This is a genomic window from Enterococcus sp. DIV2467a, from assembly GCF_050532945.1.
GTDB lineage: Bacteria > Bacillota > Bacilli > Lactobacillales > Enterococcaceae > Enterococcus > Enterococcus faecalis.
On the sequence record NZ_CP172896.1, the window covers coordinates 2,153,826 to 2,172,579 of the forward strand.

21 protein-coding genes, 1 tRNA gene, 1 pseudogene and 1 other annotated feature are annotated in these 18,754 nt (G+C 37.0%); of the genes and pseudogenes, 8 read left to right on the forward strand and 15 right to left on the reverse strand.

Going from position 1 to position 18,754, the window contains the following annotated elements; all coding sequences use genetic code 11:
- Positions 1-31 precede the first annotated feature (31 nt).
- The 4 genes from nusB to IGL80_RS10180 all read right to left on the reverse strand — a co-directional run bounded on the left by nusB (position 32) and on the right by IGL80_RS10180 (position 2,639).
- The gene (gene nusB, locus IGL80_RS10165) at positions 32-484 is read right to left on the reverse strand and encodes a transcription antitermination factor NusB (RefSeq protein ID WP_002355875.1); all 453 of its coding nucleotides are present in this window, start codon (positions 482-484) and stop codon (positions 32-34) included.
- A complete protein-coding gene (locus IGL80_RS10170) occupies positions 477-908 on the reverse strand; it encodes an Asp23/Gls24 family envelope stress response protein (protein WP_002355874.1) in 432 nt (143 codons plus the stop codon). Before IGL80_RS10170 ends, nusB begins: the two co-directional genes overlap by 8 nt.
- Positions 909-1,240: 332 nt before the next feature.
- A complete protein-coding gene (locus tag IGL80_RS10175) occupies positions 1,241-1,561 on the reverse strand; it encodes a MazG nucleotide pyrophosphohydrolase domain-containing protein (protein WP_002355872.1) in 321 nt (106 codons plus the stop codon).
- A gap of 13 nt (positions 1,562-1,574) precedes the next feature.
- A complete protein-coding gene (locus tag IGL80_RS10180; RefSeq protein WP_002391500.1) occupies positions 1,575-2,639 on the reverse strand; it encodes a M24 family metallopeptidase in 1,065 nt (354 codons plus the stop codon).
- A 171-nt stretch (positions 2,640-2,810) separates the two neighbouring features.
- Here IGL80_RS10180 and IGL80_RS10185 point away from each other — a divergent pair, with 171 nt between their 5' ends.
- On the forward strand, positions 2,811-3,626 hold the full coding sequence (locus tag IGL80_RS10185; protein ID WP_002355870.1) for a metallophosphoesterase: 816 nt from the start codon (positions 2,811-2,813) through the stop codon (positions 3,624-3,626).
- Positions 3,627-3,696: 70 nt separating this feature from the next.
- On the opposite strand, the gene psiE is transcribed toward IGL80_RS10185, so the two are convergent.
- The 4 genes from psiE to rplU form a co-directional block, all read right to left on the reverse strand.
- A complete protein-coding gene (psiE, locus tag IGL80_RS10190) occupies positions 3,697-4,149 on the reverse strand; it encodes a phosphate-starvation-inducible protein PsiE (protein ID WP_002358876.1) in 453 nt (150 codons plus the stop codon).
- A gap of 199 nt (positions 4,150-4,348) precedes the next feature.
- Complete coding sequence (gene rpmA / locus IGL80_RS10195; protein WP_002355868.1) at positions 4,349-4,636, reverse strand: 50S ribosomal protein L27; 288 nt, start codon at positions 4,634-4,636, stop codon at positions 4,349-4,351.
- A gap of 12 nt (positions 4,637-4,648) precedes the next feature.
- Positions 4,649-4,993 (reverse strand): ribosomal-processing cysteine protease Prp, encoded by a 345-nt coding sequence (locus IGL80_RS10200; protein WP_002358874.1) that lies wholly within the window; start codon positions 4,991-4,993, stop codon positions 4,649-4,651.
- 32 nt (positions 4,994-5,025) lie between these two features.
- Positions 5,026-5,334, reverse strand: coding sequence for a 50S ribosomal protein L21 (gene rplU / locus IGL80_RS10205; RefSeq protein WP_002355866.1), 309 nt, complete (start codon positions 5,332-5,334; stop codon positions 5,026-5,028).
- A 19-nt stretch (positions 5,335-5,353) separates the two neighbouring features.
- Positions 5,354-5,429, reverse strand: a sequence feature (ribosomal protein L21 leader region).
- Between the two features lie 172 nt (positions 5,430-5,601).
- On the opposite strand from rplU, the gene IGL80_RS10210 reads away from it, so the two are divergent.
- A tRNA-Arg gene (locus tag IGL80_RS10210) sits at positions 5,602-5,675 on the forward strand.
- A 430-nt stretch (positions 5,676-6,105) separates the two neighbouring features.
- Here the strand turns inward: IGL80_RS10210 and IGL80_RS10215 are convergent.
- Positions 6,106-6,537: a VOC family protein gene (locus IGL80_RS10215; RefSeq protein WP_002370677.1), complete on the reverse strand. Its 432-nt coding sequence runs from the start codon at positions 6,535-6,537 to the stop codon at positions 6,106-6,108.
- Between the two features lie 144 nt (positions 6,538-6,681).
- A pseudogene (locus tag IGL80_RS10220) lies at positions 6,682-6,882 on the reverse strand (MerR family transcriptional regulator); the annotation flags it as partial.
- 497 nt (positions 6,883-7,379) lie between these two features.
- On the opposite strand from IGL80_RS10220, the gene IGL80_RS10225 reads away from it, so the two are divergent.
- Positions 7,380-8,021, forward strand: coding sequence for an ATP-binding cassette domain-containing protein (locus IGL80_RS10225; protein WP_025186153.1), 642 nt, complete (start codon positions 7,380-7,382; stop codon positions 8,019-8,021).
- Between the two features lie 36 nt (positions 8,022-8,057).
- Positions 8,058-8,738, forward strand: coding sequence for a peptide ABC transporter permease (locus tag IGL80_RS10230; protein WP_002404475.1), 681 nt, complete (start codon positions 8,058-8,060; stop codon positions 8,736-8,738).
- A 154-nt stretch (positions 8,739-8,892) separates the two neighbouring features.
- Here the strand turns inward: IGL80_RS10230 and IGL80_RS10235 are convergent, their stop codons facing one another.
- From IGL80_RS10235 to IGL80_RS10245, 3 genes are read right to left on the reverse strand one after another with little or no spacing between them, the layout of a single operon-like run.
- Positions 8,893-9,207: a nucleotide pyrophosphohydrolase gene (locus IGL80_RS10235; protein WP_161978253.1), complete on the reverse strand. Its 315-nt coding sequence runs from the start codon at positions 9,205-9,207 to the stop codon at positions 8,893-8,895.
- Positions 9,200-9,499: a hypothetical protein gene (locus tag IGL80_RS10240; protein WP_002358867.1), complete on the reverse strand. Its 300-nt coding sequence runs from the start codon at positions 9,497-9,499 to the stop codon at positions 9,200-9,202. Before IGL80_RS10240 ends, IGL80_RS10235 begins: the two co-directional genes overlap by 8 nt.
- Entirely contained in the window at positions 9,480-10,442 is a 963-nt protein-coding gene (locus IGL80_RS10245) for a helix-turn-helix domain-containing protein (RefSeq protein ID WP_002358865.1), read from the reverse strand. The genes IGL80_RS10240 and IGL80_RS10245 overlap by 20 nt, the downstream gene beginning before the upstream one ends.
- Before the next feature lie 125 nt (positions 10,443-10,567).
- Between IGL80_RS10245 and proC the strand changes: the two genes are divergently transcribed.
- Positions 10,568-11,383: a pyrroline-5-carboxylate reductase gene (proC, locus tag IGL80_RS10250; protein WP_002358864.1), complete on the forward strand. Its 816-nt coding sequence runs from the start codon at positions 10,568-10,570 to the stop codon at positions 11,381-11,383.
- A 59-nt stretch (positions 11,384-11,442) separates the two neighbouring features.
- Here the strand turns inward: proC and mapP are convergent, their stop codons facing one another.
- The gene (gene mapP, locus IGL80_RS10255) at positions 11,443-12,267 is read right to left on the reverse strand and encodes a maltose 6'-phosphate phosphatase (protein WP_002358863.1); all 825 of its coding nucleotides are present in this window, start codon (positions 12,265-12,267) and stop codon (positions 11,443-11,445) included.
- 65 nt (positions 12,268-12,332) lie between these two features.
- The gene (locus IGL80_RS10260; RefSeq protein ID WP_002358862.1) at positions 12,333-14,501 is read right to left on the reverse strand and encodes a PTS transporter subunit IIBC; all 2,169 of its coding nucleotides are present in this window, start codon (positions 14,499-14,501) and stop codon (positions 12,333-12,335) included.
- Between the two features lie 280 nt (positions 14,502-14,781).
- Between IGL80_RS10260 and IGL80_RS10265 the strand changes: the two genes are divergently transcribed.
- The 3 genes from IGL80_RS10265 to IGL80_RS10275 are packed head-to-tail and all read left to right on the forward strand — an operon-like array spanning position 14,782 to position 18,734.
- Entirely contained in the window at positions 14,782-17,076 is a 2,295-nt protein-coding gene (locus IGL80_RS10265) for a glycoside hydrolase family 65 protein (protein ID WP_010708306.1), read from the forward strand.
- The gene (gene pgmB / locus IGL80_RS10270; protein WP_002355844.1) at positions 17,069-17,737 is read left to right on the forward strand and encodes a beta-phosphoglucomutase; all 669 of its coding nucleotides are present in this window, start codon (positions 17,069-17,071) and stop codon (positions 17,735-17,737) included. The genes IGL80_RS10265 and pgmB overlap by 8 nt, the downstream gene beginning before the upstream one ends.
- Complete coding sequence (locus IGL80_RS10275) at positions 17,727-18,734, forward strand: aldose epimerase family protein (RefSeq protein WP_002404478.1); 1,008 nt, start codon at positions 17,727-17,729, stop codon at positions 18,732-18,734. The genes pgmB and IGL80_RS10275 overlap by 11 nt, the downstream gene beginning before the upstream one ends.
- Positions 18,735-18,754 lie beyond the last annotated feature (20 nt).

Consider the following 18,754-nt stretch of genomic DNA (forward strand, 5'->3'; position numbering starts at 1 on the left):
ACCAGTTAGATAGTAAAAAAAGATTCAGAGCTTACGCCTCTGAATCAATTTCTTTCATTACATTTGATAACACACCATTAACAAATTTACGTGAACGGTCGTCGCTGTATTTTTTACTTAACTCAACGGCTTCATTTAATGCCACAATGTTTGGCACATCTGAAACGTATAGCATTTCAAAAATAGCTAAACGTAAAATAACAATATCTATTTTTGCTAAGCGTTGCATAGACCAGTTATTACCTAAATGGTTCGTAATCACTTCGTCTAGTTCTGCTTTGCGGCTACACACACCGCCGACAAGTAAATCTAAATACGTAGGGACTAGGTCTTCGCCATCTTCACTGACGATTTCCCGATTATCATAAGCCAATGCATAATCAATGGCATCTTGTTTGGTTAAATCAGCATTAAAATCTAAAGGAAAAAGGGCTTGGAGCGCTTTTTCACGAATCTCGTGACGGGTTAATTCTGTTTTACTCATTCTCTTCTCCATCTTCATCTTCTGGGAATAATTCATTTAAGTCTGGTTGAGGGATTTTTTCAGGTACTACCGCTACAACATGAATATTCACTTCAACTAAATCAATATCTGTCATAAATAAGACTTGTTGTTTCACACGGTCTTGCATTTCTAATGCAACTTTTGGCACAGAAACACCGTAGTTCAAGTAACAATAGATATCGACTTTTAAGCCTTCTTCTTCTGTTCGTAAATATACACCTTTGCCGTGTGCTGCACGGCCTAATAATTCATTCACATTATTGGCAAACGTGCCGCGCATCCCATAAACGCCCTCTACTTTTGAAGCAGCGATTCCGATAATTACTTCAATGACTTCAGGAGCGATCACGATTTCTCCTAAAGAATCGTTTGCATTGATTACAAGATTTTTTTCTTCTGACATTTGGTTGTCCTCCTTATCTATTACGCACAAAATCGTTAAATAAACGATTTATTTGATGAATCACTAAGTCTCTTAAGGATTCTCTTTTAAGCAACGGATGATTCTTAAAAATTAAAACAACACTGGTTTCTTCAGTTAGTTGTGAAAGAACGTCCAAATTTTGCTTATCAATACTCGTTCTTAGTTTATCATTAATTAGCCTATTTCGCTACCAGAAAAGCTAAGTTCTGACTAAAAGAACAGATAATTTCTTGTCATAAATTTCTAATTCAAGGCTTTAGACGTAAAAATAAGAAAGACCAAGTAATTTTGGCTTTCTTATTTTTACGTCTTTATTCTTCAGGATAACGTTCCATTAGTTTCGTCCGATGCTTTTGCATAATCATTTCTAAAGAGATGTCATATTTATCCGCTAAAATAAATAAATTATCCAACACATCGCCTAACTCTTCCGTTAAATTTTCCAGATTCTCTTCATCTGCCAAAACTGTTTCATCCGGTCGATCACGGCCAATTTCAATTGTCCGAATGGCCCGACAAACTTCGCCGACTTCTTCTGTTAAAAAGTTGGAACGAATAAACGGATCATATTGATACCAGTTACGTTTTTTATAAAACGCGCTAATAAACCGCTGATACTCTTGAATATCCATGTTCTCCCAACCTTTATAAAATGATTAATTCTTTTGGCGCGTGTGTCAATACACGATTACCTTCAGCAGTAATCAATAAATCGTCCTCAATACGCACGCCACCAATTCCTGGCAAATAAATTCCAGGTTCGTCCGTAATCACATTCCCTGGTACAAACTGTTTATCTGCTCGGAATGAAACATTTGGTCCTTCATGAATTTCTAATCCAATGCCATGACCAGTACTGTGGCCAAACGCATCGCCATAGCCATAGGAAGCAATATGATCCCGTGCAATCGCATCTAATTGAATGCCCGTCAACCCAGGTTTAGCTTCTGCTAACACTTTTAATTGTGCTTCTAAAACAATATCATAAATTTCTTTTAGTTTTGGCTGAATACTACCAATAGCGAATGTCCGTGTCATATCAGAAACATAGCCTTCATAATAACAACCGAAATCCAAAGTGATTAACTCACCTTTTTCGATGACTTTATGGCTAGCAACGCCATGTGGCATCGCTGAACGTAGACCGCTGGCCACAATTGTCTCAAAAGAAACACCACTGGCTCCTTTTGACCGCATGAAGAAATCTAATTGATTAGCCACTTCAATCTCTGTCATTCCAGGTTTAATCATCTCTAAGACAAAGGCAAATCCTTGATCCGCGATGGCACACGCTTTTTCAATAATCGCTACTTCTTCTTCATCTTTCACTTCTCTTAATTCTTCAATCAAACCCATTACAGGAACTAATTCACATGGTAAAATTTCTTCCAATAAGCTATAATCAGCGAAACTAACTTGCGTTTCTTCAAAAGCTAAATTATCTAATTGCAAACGTTCAGCTAAATCTGCTACTTCGTCAAAAATATGTCCTGTGTTTTTAACGATAGTAAAACCAGTTGCTTGTTCCGCAGCTTGTTCCGTATAACGAAAATCCGTTACAAAAAAAGCTTTATCTAATGTAATCATTGCCAAGCCTGTTGTCCCAGTAAAATTGGTTAAATAACGTAAATTATACGGACTTGTCACTAAAAATCCTTGTAAATTATTTTCTTTCATTAACTCCCGTAGCTTTTCGACTCTTGCCATCATTGGTTCGACCTTCTTTCTTTTTTCTCATTTTTCATTATAGCAAATTTACTTCAGAAAAGCATGAATCACCAAAAAACTTCATCGAGAAAGTTTACTGAAAATTTTACCTTTCCTTATTTTTTGCTTAACACTTTTGTAGTAAACTACTTTAGCGACTTCAAGGAGGAAATTATGAACGTTTATTTATTTCTGGCACTATTTTTCATTATTATCGGCATTTTAAGCTATAGTTTTTTTATTGAACCTAACTGCTTAGTCATACACAAAAATCAAATTAAAGTAACAGAATCAGGGAAAACCTTACGGATTGTTCAACTCTCTGATATTCATTTAAAAAAGAATTATTCTGTGAAGGCCTTAAAACAGATTGTTGAAAAAACAAATACATTACAACCAGACATAGTCGTTTTTACAGGAGACTTATTTGATGATTATGCCCGTTTCGGTATCGAAATTCAGGATGAAGTGAGTCAACTTTTCCGTAAAATTAACGCCCCATATGGCAAATTCGCTATTTATGGCAACCACGAGTATAGCGGGTTAGATACCAATTTTTACGAAACAATCTTAGAAGCTGCCGACTTTACCGTACTAAAAAACACGGGCAAATTACTGCCTGTCTCACACCGCATCTCCTTGTACGTCGCTGGTTTAGAAGATTCGTTATATGGACAAACCGACTTAGCTGCAGCTTTAGTCAACCGCCCTACTGGAACGCCCACTCTGCTACTAACCCATGAGCCAGATGTCGCAGACTCAGCAGTCAACAAAAACATTGACCTCATTTTAGCAGGACATAGTCACGGCGGACAGATTCGCTTGCCTTTTTTCACTTACAAAAATCAGCTTGCTAAAAAATATACACATGGGCTTTATCATTTAGAAGATGAAACGCCGCTAATTGTTCACCCAGGAATCGGAACCACTAAAATCAGCGCACGCTTTGGTGTCTTACCAACAATTGAACTGATTGAGTTAACTATTTAACTATGCATTAAAAAGACCGCCCCACGTTAGAGAAAAATTCTCACGTTGGACGGTCTTTGATTATGTTCGATTAATGATGAAAATCTTGCTCGTGATCTTCTTCTACTTTCGCTTTTCCTAGCGTATAAAATTTGCTGCCATTTAACCCGAGAATAAATAGTACAAGCACTAGTAAAAGAATTGATAAAGATAACAATAAAGTCTGCAAGCCATCGCCATGTGCAACCATTAATTGACGTAAAATTGCGGTTAAACAAATTAAAATCAAATAACGAATCGGAATATGGTGTCCTTCTTGAATATAGCGAAGAATCATCATAATAAACTCAAATAACATAAAGAATGAAATAATTTCTTGCATGATAACTGAAAAATTATCCGGCGTCATTGGCTTCATGAGATATGTAGCGAGGTCAACTAAATAACTAGCCATAAATACTAATAAGAAAACTCCTAAAATCCCTAATACAATATCCAAAATCAAATTCACGTACTTCTTTACTACACTAAAATTCTTCTGCATAATACCCTTCTTTCTTTTGACTCAATTATTTTATAACATGCTTGTTATTACATTAAATATATCATCAATTAACCTTGTCAGACAAGCAGTTAAACCCAATGTGAGATTTTTTTTATTTTGAGATGTTTCTTTATTTTCCGGCTAACCCTTTATGCAAGACAAAAAAAGCTGAATCCGGAGATTCAGCTTTTTAATCGTATTAGTTAGCTACTGGATAAACTGATACTTGTTTTTTGTCGCGGCCTTTACGTTCGAAACGTACCACACCGTCAACTTTTGCAAATAACGTATCGTCACCACCGATTCCAACGTTCACACCTGGATAAATTTTAGTTCCGCGTTGACGGTATAAAATTGAACCACCTGTAACTGTTTGGCCATCAGCACTTTTAGCGCCTAATCGTTTAGATTCAGAGTCACGGCCGTTTGATGTAGAACCGCCACCTTTTTTATGGGCAAATAATTGTAAATTCATAGTCAATAACATAGTCTGCACCTCCTATTTCTCAGTGATTGTTTTTATTTGAATAAATTCAGTATTTTCGTTCTCTATTGATTGTAAACCTAATAAAAGATTTTCTAATAGAATTTGGGCAATATTTTTTTGTTCCTGATTGACAGTTGTTAACATCTCGACATAAAGGTAGCCACCTTCTACATCTTCAACTTCGACAATCGGTTCAAAACCTGCTAAGGCATCAATCCCATTGACTGTGCTAATTGCTAAGGCAGAAACTGCCGCGCAAACCACATCGCTGCCATAAGGACCTGCTTCAGCATGCCCGGTTAATTCAAATGAAACGATTCGGCCGGAGCCTGTTCGTTTAAAAGAACCTTTAATCATTGATAGGCCTTCTTTCCTGTCAACAAGAGAGATTAAGCGTTGATTGCTTCGATCATAACTTTTGTATACGGTTGACGGTGACCTTGTTTACGGTGAGAGTGTTTTTTAGGTTTGTATTGGAAAGTCACGACTTTCTTTTGTTTGCCGTGTTTTTCAACAGTTCCTTCAACAGTTGCGCCTGCAACAGTTGGCGCACCAACTTTTGTAGATTCGCCACCTACTAAGATAACTTCGTCAAAAACAACTTTCTCGCCAGCCTCAACGTTTAATTTTTCAACGTAGATTGCTTGACCTACTTCAACTTTCACTTGTTTACCACCAGTTTTGATAATTGCGTACATGCTATACAGCACCTCCTTCTTCTAGACTTAGACTCGCCATCCCAAGTGATGATTACTCATGCTTAAAAACTTGTTCTGTGCGGTTGTAGCTGTGGAGACCACAATTACAACACTAACTATAATAACAGAACCAGAAAACCTCGTCAATATAAACTCTCTATTTTCTTCACTTTCTCTCTCCAAAAAAACTTCTTCTGTTATTTAAATTTCCGATTGACTTTCTAACACTACTTCCATTATAATTAGCTTTGTTGTGTTACAACTATTGTCATAGTAGCTCAGCAGGATAGAGCATCCGCCTTCTAAGCGGACGGTCGGGGGTTCGAATCCCTCCTGTGACGTAACGATAACAAAAGCGCCTCTTAGAAACCTTGGTTTCTAAGAGGCGCTTTTGTTATCCCAAGTTCATCCTAACCTAGTTTAACTTTCTACCAACTTGAAGTACCTCCACCTCCGCCAAAACTCCCACCTCCGAAACTGTCACCGGAGCCATCATCAGAAGAACCCTCGTTGCTTGTAACCCACCAATCATGACGATTCGCATACATACTGGTCTTTTTTAGTTGCCTGTCAGAACGTGAACTTGCTAGAAATTTAGCAATAGACACATTTCCATAAGCAAAACGCATATCATAGTATTCAGGAGACGTTCAAATTTCTATCTTTTTAACTAATTTCTGTTAACACGCATAAAAAAGAACGTAACGCTTAGTTGACAAACGTTACGTTCTTTTCAGATAACTAGTTAAACAAACACAAGAATATTGATTTTTACAGCTCGTTTTCTAAAATCTCAATCCGCTCATCAAAACTCAACTCTTGATAGATTTGGTGGAGCATCCACATGTACCCATACGGATCAATAAACAATGAATTTTTGAGCGCTCCTTCCATCATTTCAGTAATAGGCTGTACTTCTTGACAACCGTTTTCCATTGCCAGTTGATGTGTCTCTTCAATATTTTCTACTGTTATATTAAACCAGATAGTATTGGGATGTTCTTGGGTTGGTGATTTTAAACCATATTCTTCATTGGCATCTAACATGTGAAACCTCGTGCCATAAAGTTGAAAAACCGCTTCATTCATTCCGATAGGGTATTCAGTTGCTTCTACTACCTCTATTTCAAACACCTTTTTATATAAGGCAAGCGCCTTAAGGCTATCACTAACAATAAAATCGATTTCTGTCCCTTTAATCATTTGTTTTTCCTCCTTCAAAGCTACTAACTGTTGATTAATTTTTTTAATCTTTTGCTCCTCCATTTGAATTAAATGTCGCGATTGATCTCGTTTTCTTAACAAAATAGTTTCCAAAAAAGAAGCATCCTTAAGTTTTCTCAAAGTTTCCGCCATCTCTTCAACTTTAAACCCTGAATCTCTTAACAGTAAAATTTGTTTCAATAAAGGAATTTGATGTGCGCTATAATAGCGATATCCTGTTTTTTTATCAATTTCATTTGGAACAAAAATTCCTGCTTTTTCATAATGACGCAGCATCCGTGGGGAAATATCCATTAACTTGGCAAATTGCCCAATTTGATACATAGAGTCTCCTTTTCATTCAATTGATATTCTTATCATAAACCTTGACACCATGTGAAAGTCAATGAAAAAGTTTCTATTCATACATTTCTATTTTATTTGGATATTCCCGTGATCTTTCTCTTGTTATTTTCTAAAAATCTCCTTTACATTTACCAAAACAGTTGATACGATTAGTATACCTTCTTAAAATTAGAATTTTATAATCTTTGATTTACTAAAAGGTAATCTAAATGAAATCATCTAACCATTAACTTTATTCAGGTCATCAATCTCTTATTTTAAAAAAGTAAAATACTCGACAGTTCATTCATTTTTTTCATATGCGTTTATATGGAATCTAGTTTCTGTGTTAAACTCTGATGGTTATAAAGTTTTAATCACGTTATTCCGTGTAGATGAATTAGAAAATAAAAGAAAAAATCACTTGATTGTAAAGCTAATACAAGCAATTAGTTTGTTATTGGTCATTGAAACAGTCATTAGTTGGTTTGTGTGAGGTGACTAAGTTGTTAGAACTAAATGATTACACATTGAAAATAAATAATAAATTACTTTTAGAACATACAAAAGTTTCATTTAGAAAAGGGGTGATTAATCATATCTTAGGGAAAAACGGTGTAGGGAAATCACAATTTGCTAAGGATTTATTGTTAAACCGAAGTGGTTTAATCCCTTCTGAAATAAGTAAAAATGTTACGATTATTTCAAGCTTTTCTAATGTCCCTAACGATTTAAAAGTCTGCGAATTATTTATTCTTCTAGAGAAAATATTTGGTTTAGATTCAGTCGCACACTTGGCTCATTCTTTGCACGCTACAAATATTTCTAAAACTTCCTTAATTGGACAATTAAGTGATGGACAAAAACAAAAACTAAAATTACTTTCTTTTTTTCTGGAAGATAAATCAATTATTGTATTAGATGAAATTACCAACGCCTTAGATAAACAAACAATTAATGAAATCTATCTATTTCTACTTGCATATATAAAAAATCATCCTAAAAAAATTATTCTAAACATCACACACAATTTATCAGATTTAAAAAATTTAAAAGGCAACTATTACTTAATTGAAGATTTCAAAATGATTCGTTTTACTAATCAAACTGAAGTTATTCAGAAGTATATTGAGGGGTGAAATTTTGGAATTAAAAAAACGATTTCCAACAAAATAATGATTATTTTAATTGCAATTATCGTTGCAATCTTTGCAATGGGATGGATTCTACCTATTGGCATCGATAAAGTAACTAGGTTAAGTTACCGAGAATACTTATTTAGTACATATACTGTATTTACACAATTTGGCTTTCTAATGTTTTCGTTTCTAGTCTCTTTCTTTATTAATAAAGAATACTCAGGAAAAACAATTTTATTTTATCGTATGATGAATACCAATAGCCTTACTTTTTATATAAAAAAAGTTTTGACACTTACGGTAGAGACCCTAGGCAGTATTCTAGTTCTGTTATTTATCGTTTCCTTTATTTTTATGGATTTTTCTGTAATTCTGCAAATGTTTTTTTTATTATCGATGATTTCAATTCAGTATATTTTAATTGTTGCGTTGATCAGTTTTTTATCTGCTAACGTTCTTTTATCTATCGGTTTTAGCATACTCTATTGGATTACAACAGTACTTTTTGTTGCAATTGGTAGATTTTTACGTTTTTTTGCAATATTTGATGCTTCAAACGAATTATATCTAAACGTCCAGAATTTTTTAGAAGGCTCAGAAAACTCAATTAGTTTTGACCACAATTTATTGATTATCTTGTATATTATAGTTCTAACAGTCATCGCGCTGGCTATTGCAAGGGTAAATAATAAACGTTGGCTAAGACTAGGAGTATAAACGACACCCACTTCGCAGATAGGATTCATCTACTTATTCGAGACAATAGATTAAATCAAATACAACTAGTTGAAACTAAAAAAGTATCAATTTTGATACGCCCCAAACTGATATTTTTCTAAACTTTGGGGCGTGTAATCAAAATACAAGCTTCTTAGTCTGGCACTGGATATTTCAACGCATTTTTCTTCAACTTTTCTTCGATAATTTCGTCCAAATCAAACCCTAAATTATCAGCCATCATGTAGGAGTAAATGAGAACATCAGCCAATTCTTCTTTGATTCGTTCTTCTTGTTTGATGCCTTCTTCTGCTGTTTTCCATTGAAAAAGTTCTAACAATTCTGCTGCTTCTAAACAAATTGAGAGCGCCAAATCTTTTTCATTATGGTGGGGGCGCCAATTTCTTTCATCACGAAATTTATTAATTTTTGCCATTGTATCCATTTGTTCCCCTGCTTTCTTATTCATTTGATGGCAACTGAAACCCATCGAACGTTTCACCATCATAGTATTTTAATAACTGTTCTGTAGACAATAATGAGGAGGTTATTTCTTCCTCTTCAACAACTGCTTGATTCTCTTCTCTATACAACAAATAAGCCTGTAAAAGCTGTTGGTAAAGTTTTTTTCGTGAAGAGGCTTCCGCTGAAAGAAACGTTAATTCTTTTAAGTGTCCGCGATAGACAGGCAAATCATCAACGAATTCGATTGGTAATTCTACTACAGTTAACTGAAATTCTTCAAAGACTTCTTCGTACATCTGCCATTCCCTCTTTCTGTCGATATTGTTTTGGGGTCATGCCCATTTCTTCTTTAAAACGTTTATAAAAAAAGGCTTTGTCTTGATAGCCGATTCGTTCAACAATCGTTTGAATCGATAAATCTGTTTGCTTCAAGTAGTTTTTCGCCAATTGGATTCGGTAGGCTAAGACAATTTCCGTAAACGTTTTGTTTGTTTTTTCTTTTAAAAAATTCGATAAGTAATTCGGATGAAAATGAAATTTAGCGGCGACTTCTGCTAAAGTGACATGCGCAATCTGTTGCTCAATATACGCTAAAATCACCTCGACACGTTGATGATTCGACAAATAATTATCTTGCATCTTTAAAGCTTCTCTAGGCAGTTGACCTAGTTCCACCACCAGCAAAACAAAGGCCGCTTTGGTCACTTTATTATTAAAATAGGCCATTTTCACAATTTGTTTCAGTAATAATAGCGAATAGACGTGGACATCCGAATTTGGCTGGCTGGCAAAAACGAAATATCGAGGAATGTTTTCAAATTCACTGCTAGCAATTTCTGTAAAAAAACGATACATGACTGGTTCTTCCGCCAGCTGATTTAAGAGCGTATCAAGAAAATAGTGCTTTTTAAAATAAAATATAATCATAGACATTCCTTGCCCCTGATAGCTAACCGAGGTGGCCTCATTGACAATCATGACTTGGCCAGCCGAAAACGAACACCTTTGTTGATCCAAATAAGCATTGCCATCTTGCTCTAAACAATAGAGCATCCGAATAAATCCTTTCGGAACGTCAATTGTTTCCGAAGATGCCAACATAAAGCCCGCAATTTCTCGATGCGGATTTTCCTTAAATTGCGCTACTTCATTCTCAAGAGCATTGGTAGTGGTTAAATAACAATCTAAGGTCTCTAAAAACTGATAAAATGCTGCATATTGCTCTTCTTTGCTTGCCAATTAATCACCTCATAATCCAACACTTTTTACTTTACTCCCTCTATTTTTTCTTTGGCGTTTCCTTCTATACTAGATACATGGTAACACGAAAAAAGAGATTCAACAGTTTTTAGGAGGAATTTTTTATGAAAATTAGTTTTATCGGTGCTGGAAATATGGCATCCGCTATTGCCAAAGGTGCGCTAAAAAAGCAATTTATTGCCGCAGAAAACCTTTATTTTTATGATATTCAAGTCGAAAAAACCGCCGCTTTTGCACAAGAAATTGGTGCACACGCGGTTGCTTCGCCTCAAGAAGCTATTACAGTAGCTGACTTAGTTATTTTAGCGGTGAAACCGCAATTCGTTCAAGCAGCTTTACTTGAAGCAAAAGAAGCAATTTTAGACAAGCAACCGTTAATTGTTTCCATTGCAGCAGGTACGACTATTGCAGAATTGCATCAACTGTTTGAGACTACCCAACCGCTTCGTCTTGTTCGTGTGATGCCAAATATGAATGCATTGATTGGCGCAGGTGCAGCAGCTGTTTGTGGCAACGCTTTTGCATCCCCTGAAGACATCCAGACTGTATTATCGTTGTTTCGAGCAGTTGGCCAAGCCTGGGAATTAGAGGAACAGTATTTTTCGATTTTTACTGCTATTGCAGGTAGCACTCCTGCGTATGCTTTCTTATTTATTGATTCGATTGCCCGAGCAGCCGTTAAAAATGGTATGAACAAAGAGTTAGCCTTAGAAATTGCCACACAAGCTGTACTAGGCAGCGCTCAAACTTTGGCAAATAGCACAGAGAATCCTTGGACTTTAATCGACCAAGTCAGTTCTCCTGGCGGAACCACGGTTGCTGGGATTGTCGAATTAGAAAACAATGCGTTTATTTCAACAGTCATCAAAGGGATTGAGGCCACCATCCTTCGGGATCAAGAATTAGCCAAACAAGACTGAGAAGAATAATTACATGAGCGAATAAATAAGAAAAAGCGCTGAAAATTCAGCGCTTTTTCTTATTTTAGTTGAATGAGTAAGCCAAAATGATCACTGACTATCGGTGTTTTCCTACCATCAAAAATTACTTCATATTTTCGTACGTGCCACTGTTTTGGAACAAATGCGTAGTCAATCCGCAAGGCTGCTTCATTTTCTTCCCAGCCATCTATTTTTTTCTCTACTGTCGCTTCACCGCTTGTCTCTTCCGCTACAACAAATGCATCTTGAATCGGCAAGTAACTATTTTCCACTAATTGATAGCCAGTTGTACCAGCTGGGTTGTTTAAATCGCCTAAAATGACTAACGGTTGTTGCCCCATCGCTAAGTATTTCTCTAATTGTAGCCATTCATAGGCAAAACCTGTACAGGGTGTTTCCCACCAAGAAAAGTGACCAGAGACAACAGTAAGCGTACCTTTTGAACTCTCTGTCTCCGCTACTAAGATTTTTCTTGTTCGATAATTCGTTGGTTCTTGGCTTTCTGAAATAAGGAGAGCTTCACTAGTCAACGGACATTTCGAAAGTAGTGCGTTCCCTTCTTCATAAATAGCATAACCAATGTGGCTCATTTCCCAACTCCAATAATAGTGTTGGCCTTTTTCAGCTAGATATTGAACGATTAGATATGCAAAATTATCTTCATGGATTGGCGTTTGGGTCGCTATGGGACAAAAAGTAGTTAACTGTTCTAACGGCACTTTCTTGGAAGCGACTTTCTGATTCACTTCTTGTAAGGCAATTATTTCACTTTCAGAAGATAAAATCACCTTGGCAATCTCCTCTAATTTTTTTAATGGTTCTTCTTCTAACCAGCTATGAGTATTGATTGTTAAAAGATTCATCTTTTCCCCTTCTCTTACATGTTATTAGGTCGGGCACAATTATTGATTGTGCCCGACCTAATCATTTAAATTTCAATCTGTCCGATCACAGTCCCCGCAGTGGTGGTTCCTAGTTGATGAATAACTACTTGTTCCACTTTGTCGCTGTTTGTAAAAGCGACAATAATCGTTGTTTCTTTGCCAGCTTGTTCAATCACATCCAAGTTCATTTTAGCTAGTTTCGTCCCAGCTTTCAATGATTGTCCTTCTTTAACAAAAGATTCAAAAGCAGGTGTTGCCATTTCGACTGTATCAATCCCCATATGGACAAGTACTTCGATACCTTCTTCTGTTTGTAGCCCAATCGCATGTTTGCTTGGGAAAACACTTAGAACTTTCCCCGAAATTGGTGCCACCACCTCTCCTTCTAGAGGCTTAACTGCAAATCCATCCCCCATCATTTTTTGTGAAAAGACAGGATCATTGACTTGCGCCATTGGAATAACTTCCCCTGTCGCTACAGCCACGAAATCTTTTTTCTTACCTAAGAAATTCGTTGTTGGCACTCCTGCTGTACTTTCTGCTATAACTGGTTCTGGAATGTCAACGCCGGAAGCTAGTAAATCTTCAATATCGGATTTTAAAACATCAGCTTTTGGTCCATAAACGGCTTGAACGCCATTATCTTTCACAATCAAGCCCATTGCGCCTGCCCGTTTCCACGCCTCTTCCGAACCGACTTTTTCTCGATCCTTTACACTGACACGTAAGCGTGTCATACACGCATCAACTTCTTTGATATTTTGTTTACCACCAAGTAAGTAGACAATTTGCGCGATTTGCTGATCGACGACGCCTGAACCAGCCGCGCCAGATGCGATTTCTTCGCCGTTATCATTGTCATAGTTTCCATTTCTTCCAGGTGTTGCGTAATTAAATTTTTTAATTAAGAAATTGGCTAAGAAATAAGTGACAGCACCAAAAATGATGACCATTAAAACAAAATTGATTAAATCGCCACCTAAACCAGCTTTTATTGCTAGCGGTGTTCTTGTTAACAATTCAATATTTCCAAACGAATGCACACGCAATGGTAAAATATCAGCCATTGCAAAAGCAGCACCTTGGATCACGGCATAAATCACATAAAGCGGCACTGCAGCAAACATAAACATGAATTCTAGCGGCTCTGTCACACCAGTTAAGAAAACAGCTAAAGCAGCAGAAAAATACATTGATTTATATTTAGCTTTTTTATCTGCATCGACATTACGATACATCGCCAAAGCCATCCCCATTAAAATCCCTGAAGAACCAATCATTTGGCCTACTTTGAATCGAGCTGGTGTCCAATTTTCTAAGACAAACTGATACTTGCTCATATCACCAGCGCCTTTAAGATTCACTAAGTCTGTTGCCCAAGCCAACCATAAAGGATCTTGACCAAAGACTTGGGTTCCAGCTTGTGCGCCAGATAAAATTTCATACGTTCCACCTAATTGTGTATAGTTGATTGGAATCGTCAACATATGATGTAACCCAAAAGGTAATAACAAACGTTCCAACGTTCCATATAAGAATGGCGCTAAAATAGGTGCACTATCTTGAGATTGCGCAATCCATAACCCAAAATTATTAATTCCCGCTTGAATATTTGGCCAAATAAGTGCTAATGCAATTGAGACAATTGTTGACCACAAAATAACGACAAATGGGACAAACCGTTTACCATTAAAAAATGATAGCGCATCTGGTAATTTCCGATAATTGTAATACTTGTTGTAAGCCATCGCACCGACAAAACCAGCAATAATCCCTACAAAAACACCCATATTTAATGCCGGAGCTTCTAAGACACTTGTAAAGAATCCCTTCACCATAATCTTGGTGCCAAATAAGGTATGCGTGAAAGCTTGTTCATCAGCCAACATTTCATTTGTTACACCAAAAATGGCTCCAGTAATACGGTTGATTAAAACAAAAGAAATCCCCGCTGCAAATGCGCCACCTGCACGATCTTTGGCCCAACTGCCACCTATTGCTAACGCAAATAGTAAATGTAAGTTGCCAATAATTGCCCAACCGATACTCTCCAGAACTCCGCCTGTTGTTACTAACAAGCCTAAATTAGGATCGATTAAAGGAAGCGATTTCCCAATACTAATCATTAAACCCGCTGCGGGCATTACTGCCACAACGACCATTAAAGCTTTCCCGAATTTTTGCCAAAACTCAAAACTAAACATTTTTTTCATTCCTGCCACTCCTTACGCAATCGGTTTCGTTATGTTGCCATTATATACTCCTGTTTCCTTTTTGTAAATGCTTTAATTTCAAAAATATTGTGGAAAACAACTCCCTACTACTTAATCCTTTTTTATTTTGTCTTTTAATAAAGCAAATAAAGCTCCTTCTAACCTACCTTTGTTTCAGCTTTTATTCATAAGATTACACTTTTTAAGCATTGACTATTGACTAATGCAATCGGTTGCGTTTATGATAGACCTATCAATAAAATCACTGAGGGGGATTCTCATGAAACAAATCAAACGTTTATTCCAAATTGATCCTTGGAAAATCCGTACTACACACTTAGATAAAGAAAATTTACGTTTACAAGAATCATTAACGAGCATTGGCAATGGCTATATGGGGATGCGGGGAAATTTTGAAGAACACTATTCTGGCGACCACCATCAAGGAACCTATTTAGCAGGTGTTTGGTATCCAGACAAAACACGTGTTGGTTGGTGGAAAAATGGTTATCCTGAATATTTTGGCAAAGTGATTAACGCAATTAATTTCATCGCAATGGACTTACAAATTGATGGACAAACAATTGATTTAGCCACTACACCTTACGAAGATTTTTCTTTAGAATTAGACATGCAAAACGGGGTTCTTTCTCGGCAATTCACCATCCAAACACCGAAGAACAAAGTGCGCTTCTCTTTTGAACGTTTTTTAAGCTTAGAAAAAAAAGAGGCAGCTTACATCTACTTAACAATTGAAATGCTGGAAGGTACAGGCACAATCACTCTTCACTCAAAATTGGATAGCGATGTTCAAAATGAAGACAGCAATTATGAAGAACATTTTTGGGAAGAAATAGCTATTGAAACACAAGAAACACTTGGCTTTGTCACGACTAAGACCATTCCTAACAACTTTGAAATAGAGCGTTTTACAGTGACTGCAGGCATGCGCCATTTCATTGATGGAGCCTCTGTTGTGCCTACATATACACAACAGCCCTTGGCTTTAACCGCAGAATTGACGGTGTCTTTAAACGAAGGCGAAACGACCGCCATCACAAAAGAAGTGCTTGTCGTTACCAGTCGTGATGTGCCAGAAACGCAACAAATCACACGAGTAAACGAATTATTTGCAGAAATGACTACCTTGTACCCTGAAGCAAAAGCTGGGCAAGCTGCCGCTTGGGCAAAACGTTGGCAATTAGCTGATGTTGTTATTGAAGGAGATGACGAAGCCCAACAAGGCATTCGTTTTAATCTGTTCCAACTTTTCTCAACCTACTATGGCGAAGACGATCGTTTAAATATCGGACCAAAAGGCTTTACTGGCGAAAAATATGGTGGTGCCACATATTGGGATACTGAAGCATATGCTGTCCCACTTTACTTGGCGTTGGCTAAGCCCGAAGTTACTAAAAATCTACTGAAATATCGCCACAATCAATTGCCTCAAGCCATTCATAATGCCCAACAACAAGGGTTAAAGGGTGCGCTTTACCCAATGGTTACTTTTACTGGTGTCGAATGTCATAATGAGTGGGAAATCACTTTTGAAGAGATTCACAGAAATGGTGCGATTGCTTATGCGATTTATAATTATGTCAACTATACAGGAGACGAAGATTATCTAAAAGATGCTGGTCTAGAAGTACTTGTAGCAATCGCTCGTTTTTGGGCAGATCGGGTCCACTTCTCCCAACGTCATAAACAATATATGATTCATGGCGTAACGGGGCCAAATGAATATGAAAATAATATCAATAATAACTGGTATACCAATACCATCGCTGCGTGGGTTCTACGTTACACCCGTGAGTCTTATTTAAAATTCCAAGAAGAAACAACGCTCAAAATTGCAGACGACGAATTAGCTAAATGGGCAGACATTGTAGAAAATATGTACTTCCCAGTGGATAATGAATTAGGCATTTTTGTACAACATGACACTTTCTTAGATAAAGATTTAATGCCTGTTTCTGATTTACCACTTAGTGAGCTGCCTTTAAATCAACATTGGTCATGGGATAAAATTTTGCGGTCTTGTTTCATTAAACAAGCCGATGTTCTTCAAGGAATTTATTTCTTCAATGACGCCTTTTCTTTAGAAGAAAAACGCCGGAACTTTAACTTTTACGAACCAATGACTGTCCATGAATCTTCTCTTTCACCAAGCATTCATGCTGTGTTAGCTGCTGAATTAGGCATGGAAGAAAAAGCAGTGGAAATGTATCAACGAACAGCGCGCCTTGACTTAGATAATTACAATAATGATACAGAAGATGGCTTACACATTACCTCAATGACTGGTAGTTGGCTAGCGATTGTTCAAGGTTTTGCCCAAATGAAAACGGACCATCAACAACTAAAATTTGCACCCTTTTTACCAGCGACATGGACAGCCTACTCGTTCCACATTAATTATCGGAATCGTTTACTATTTGTTGAAGTTGCAGCAGACCAAGTGGCCTTCACTTTACTCGACGGCCCTGCAATTCCATTAACTGTTTACGATCAAAAATACACGTTAAAAGATCGATTAGTTTTACCGATTAGAAAGGAAGAAGTTCATGTTTAAAGGCGTTTTGTTTGATTTAGATGGCGTTATTACTGATACAGCAGAATTTCATTACCACGCTTGGAAAAAATTAGGAAACGAAATTGGAATTTCCATTGACCGTGTTTTCAACGAACAATTGAAAGGTGTAAGCCGTGAAGATTCTCTGCAGTTACTGTTAAAATACGGAAAAAAAGAAGGCACGTTTTCTTCTGAAGAATTTGCCCAGTTAGCGCAACGGAAAAACGATTATTACTTGGAAATGATCCAAGCAATTACGCCTGAAGATGTCTATCCAGGAATTCTTTCTTTATTAACGGAATTACGTGAAGCCAATATTAAAATCGCCTTGGCTTCTGCAAGTAAAAATGGGCCTTTCCTTTTAGAAAAAATGCAATTGACGCCCCTTTTTGATGCCATTGCTAATCCAGCAGACGTTCAGGCAGGCAAACCCGCTCCAGATATTTTCATTTTAGCTGCGAAAGAAATTGATTTGACACCAGCAGAATGTCTTGGCATTGAAGATGCCAAAGCTGGGATTCAAGCGATTCTTGCTAGTGGAGCGCAACCTGTTGGCGTTGGCCGCAAAGAAGAGTTAGGCGAAGGGTTGCCCATCGTGCCAGAGACGAGCGCTTTAACGTTTGATTACTTAAAAAAAGTGTGGCTTGATCATGAAGGATAATCGTATCACCGTAACCGATATTCCAAACACAAACTTAAAGAAAATTACTTTGAAGAACGACTTTTTAGAAGTCGTTCTTCTCAATTATGGCGCGCGCCTCCATCAACTTTTTATGCCAAACAAAAATAATCATTGGGAAAATATCCTTTTATCGTATGATTCGTATCAAGATGTATTAAAGGATCAAAGCTTTTTTGGCGCCACTGTTGGACCAGTTGCTGGACGTATTCGTAATGGCCATTGGCAAAATGGAATATTAGAACAAAATAGCGACGGTCATCATATCCATGGTGGCTCAAAGGGGTGGTCTTTTCAATATTGGACAGTCGAGCCCTTTGAAAAAAAAGATATCATTGGCGTTGCTTTTCATTTAACCGATACCATTTCTGGCTATCCTGGACCAATTGAGGCCACCATCACTTATCAGCTAGAGGATAATCATTTACGAATGATCAGTACTGGACGGAGTAAACAGGAAACACTTTTTAATCCTACAAACCACGCCTACTTTAATTTATCTGGCGATGGAAAGTTAGACATTCTGTCACATTTGCTATCTTTGAACTGTCAAGGTATGTTAGAATTAGACGATAATAAGCTGCCTACTGGACGGATTTTACCAGCTTCTGAACTATCCATACGTTTTAATGAACTGACACCTATCGAAACAATCCTCCAACGCTATCCAACTGGGTTAGATGATGTTTTCTCCTTAGTTGGCTCTGACTTAAGACAGCCACAATTTTGCTTACAAGAACCTACTTCTGGAAGAAAAATGACGATAGCAACAACGAACCAAAGTATGGTATTATTTTCTACGACTGGTTTTGAGGCTCCTTTTTCTATTAATGGACAAGCTATGCATTCAAACTATGGCTTAGCAATTGAACCACAAGAGTATCCAGACATTGTTCATCATCCTCAGTGGGGCTCTATTTTATTACCAGCTAATAAAAAGCAAACCTACCAAACGGTTTATCAATTTAACCTTCTATAATCACTAAGAAAGGCGTGGCA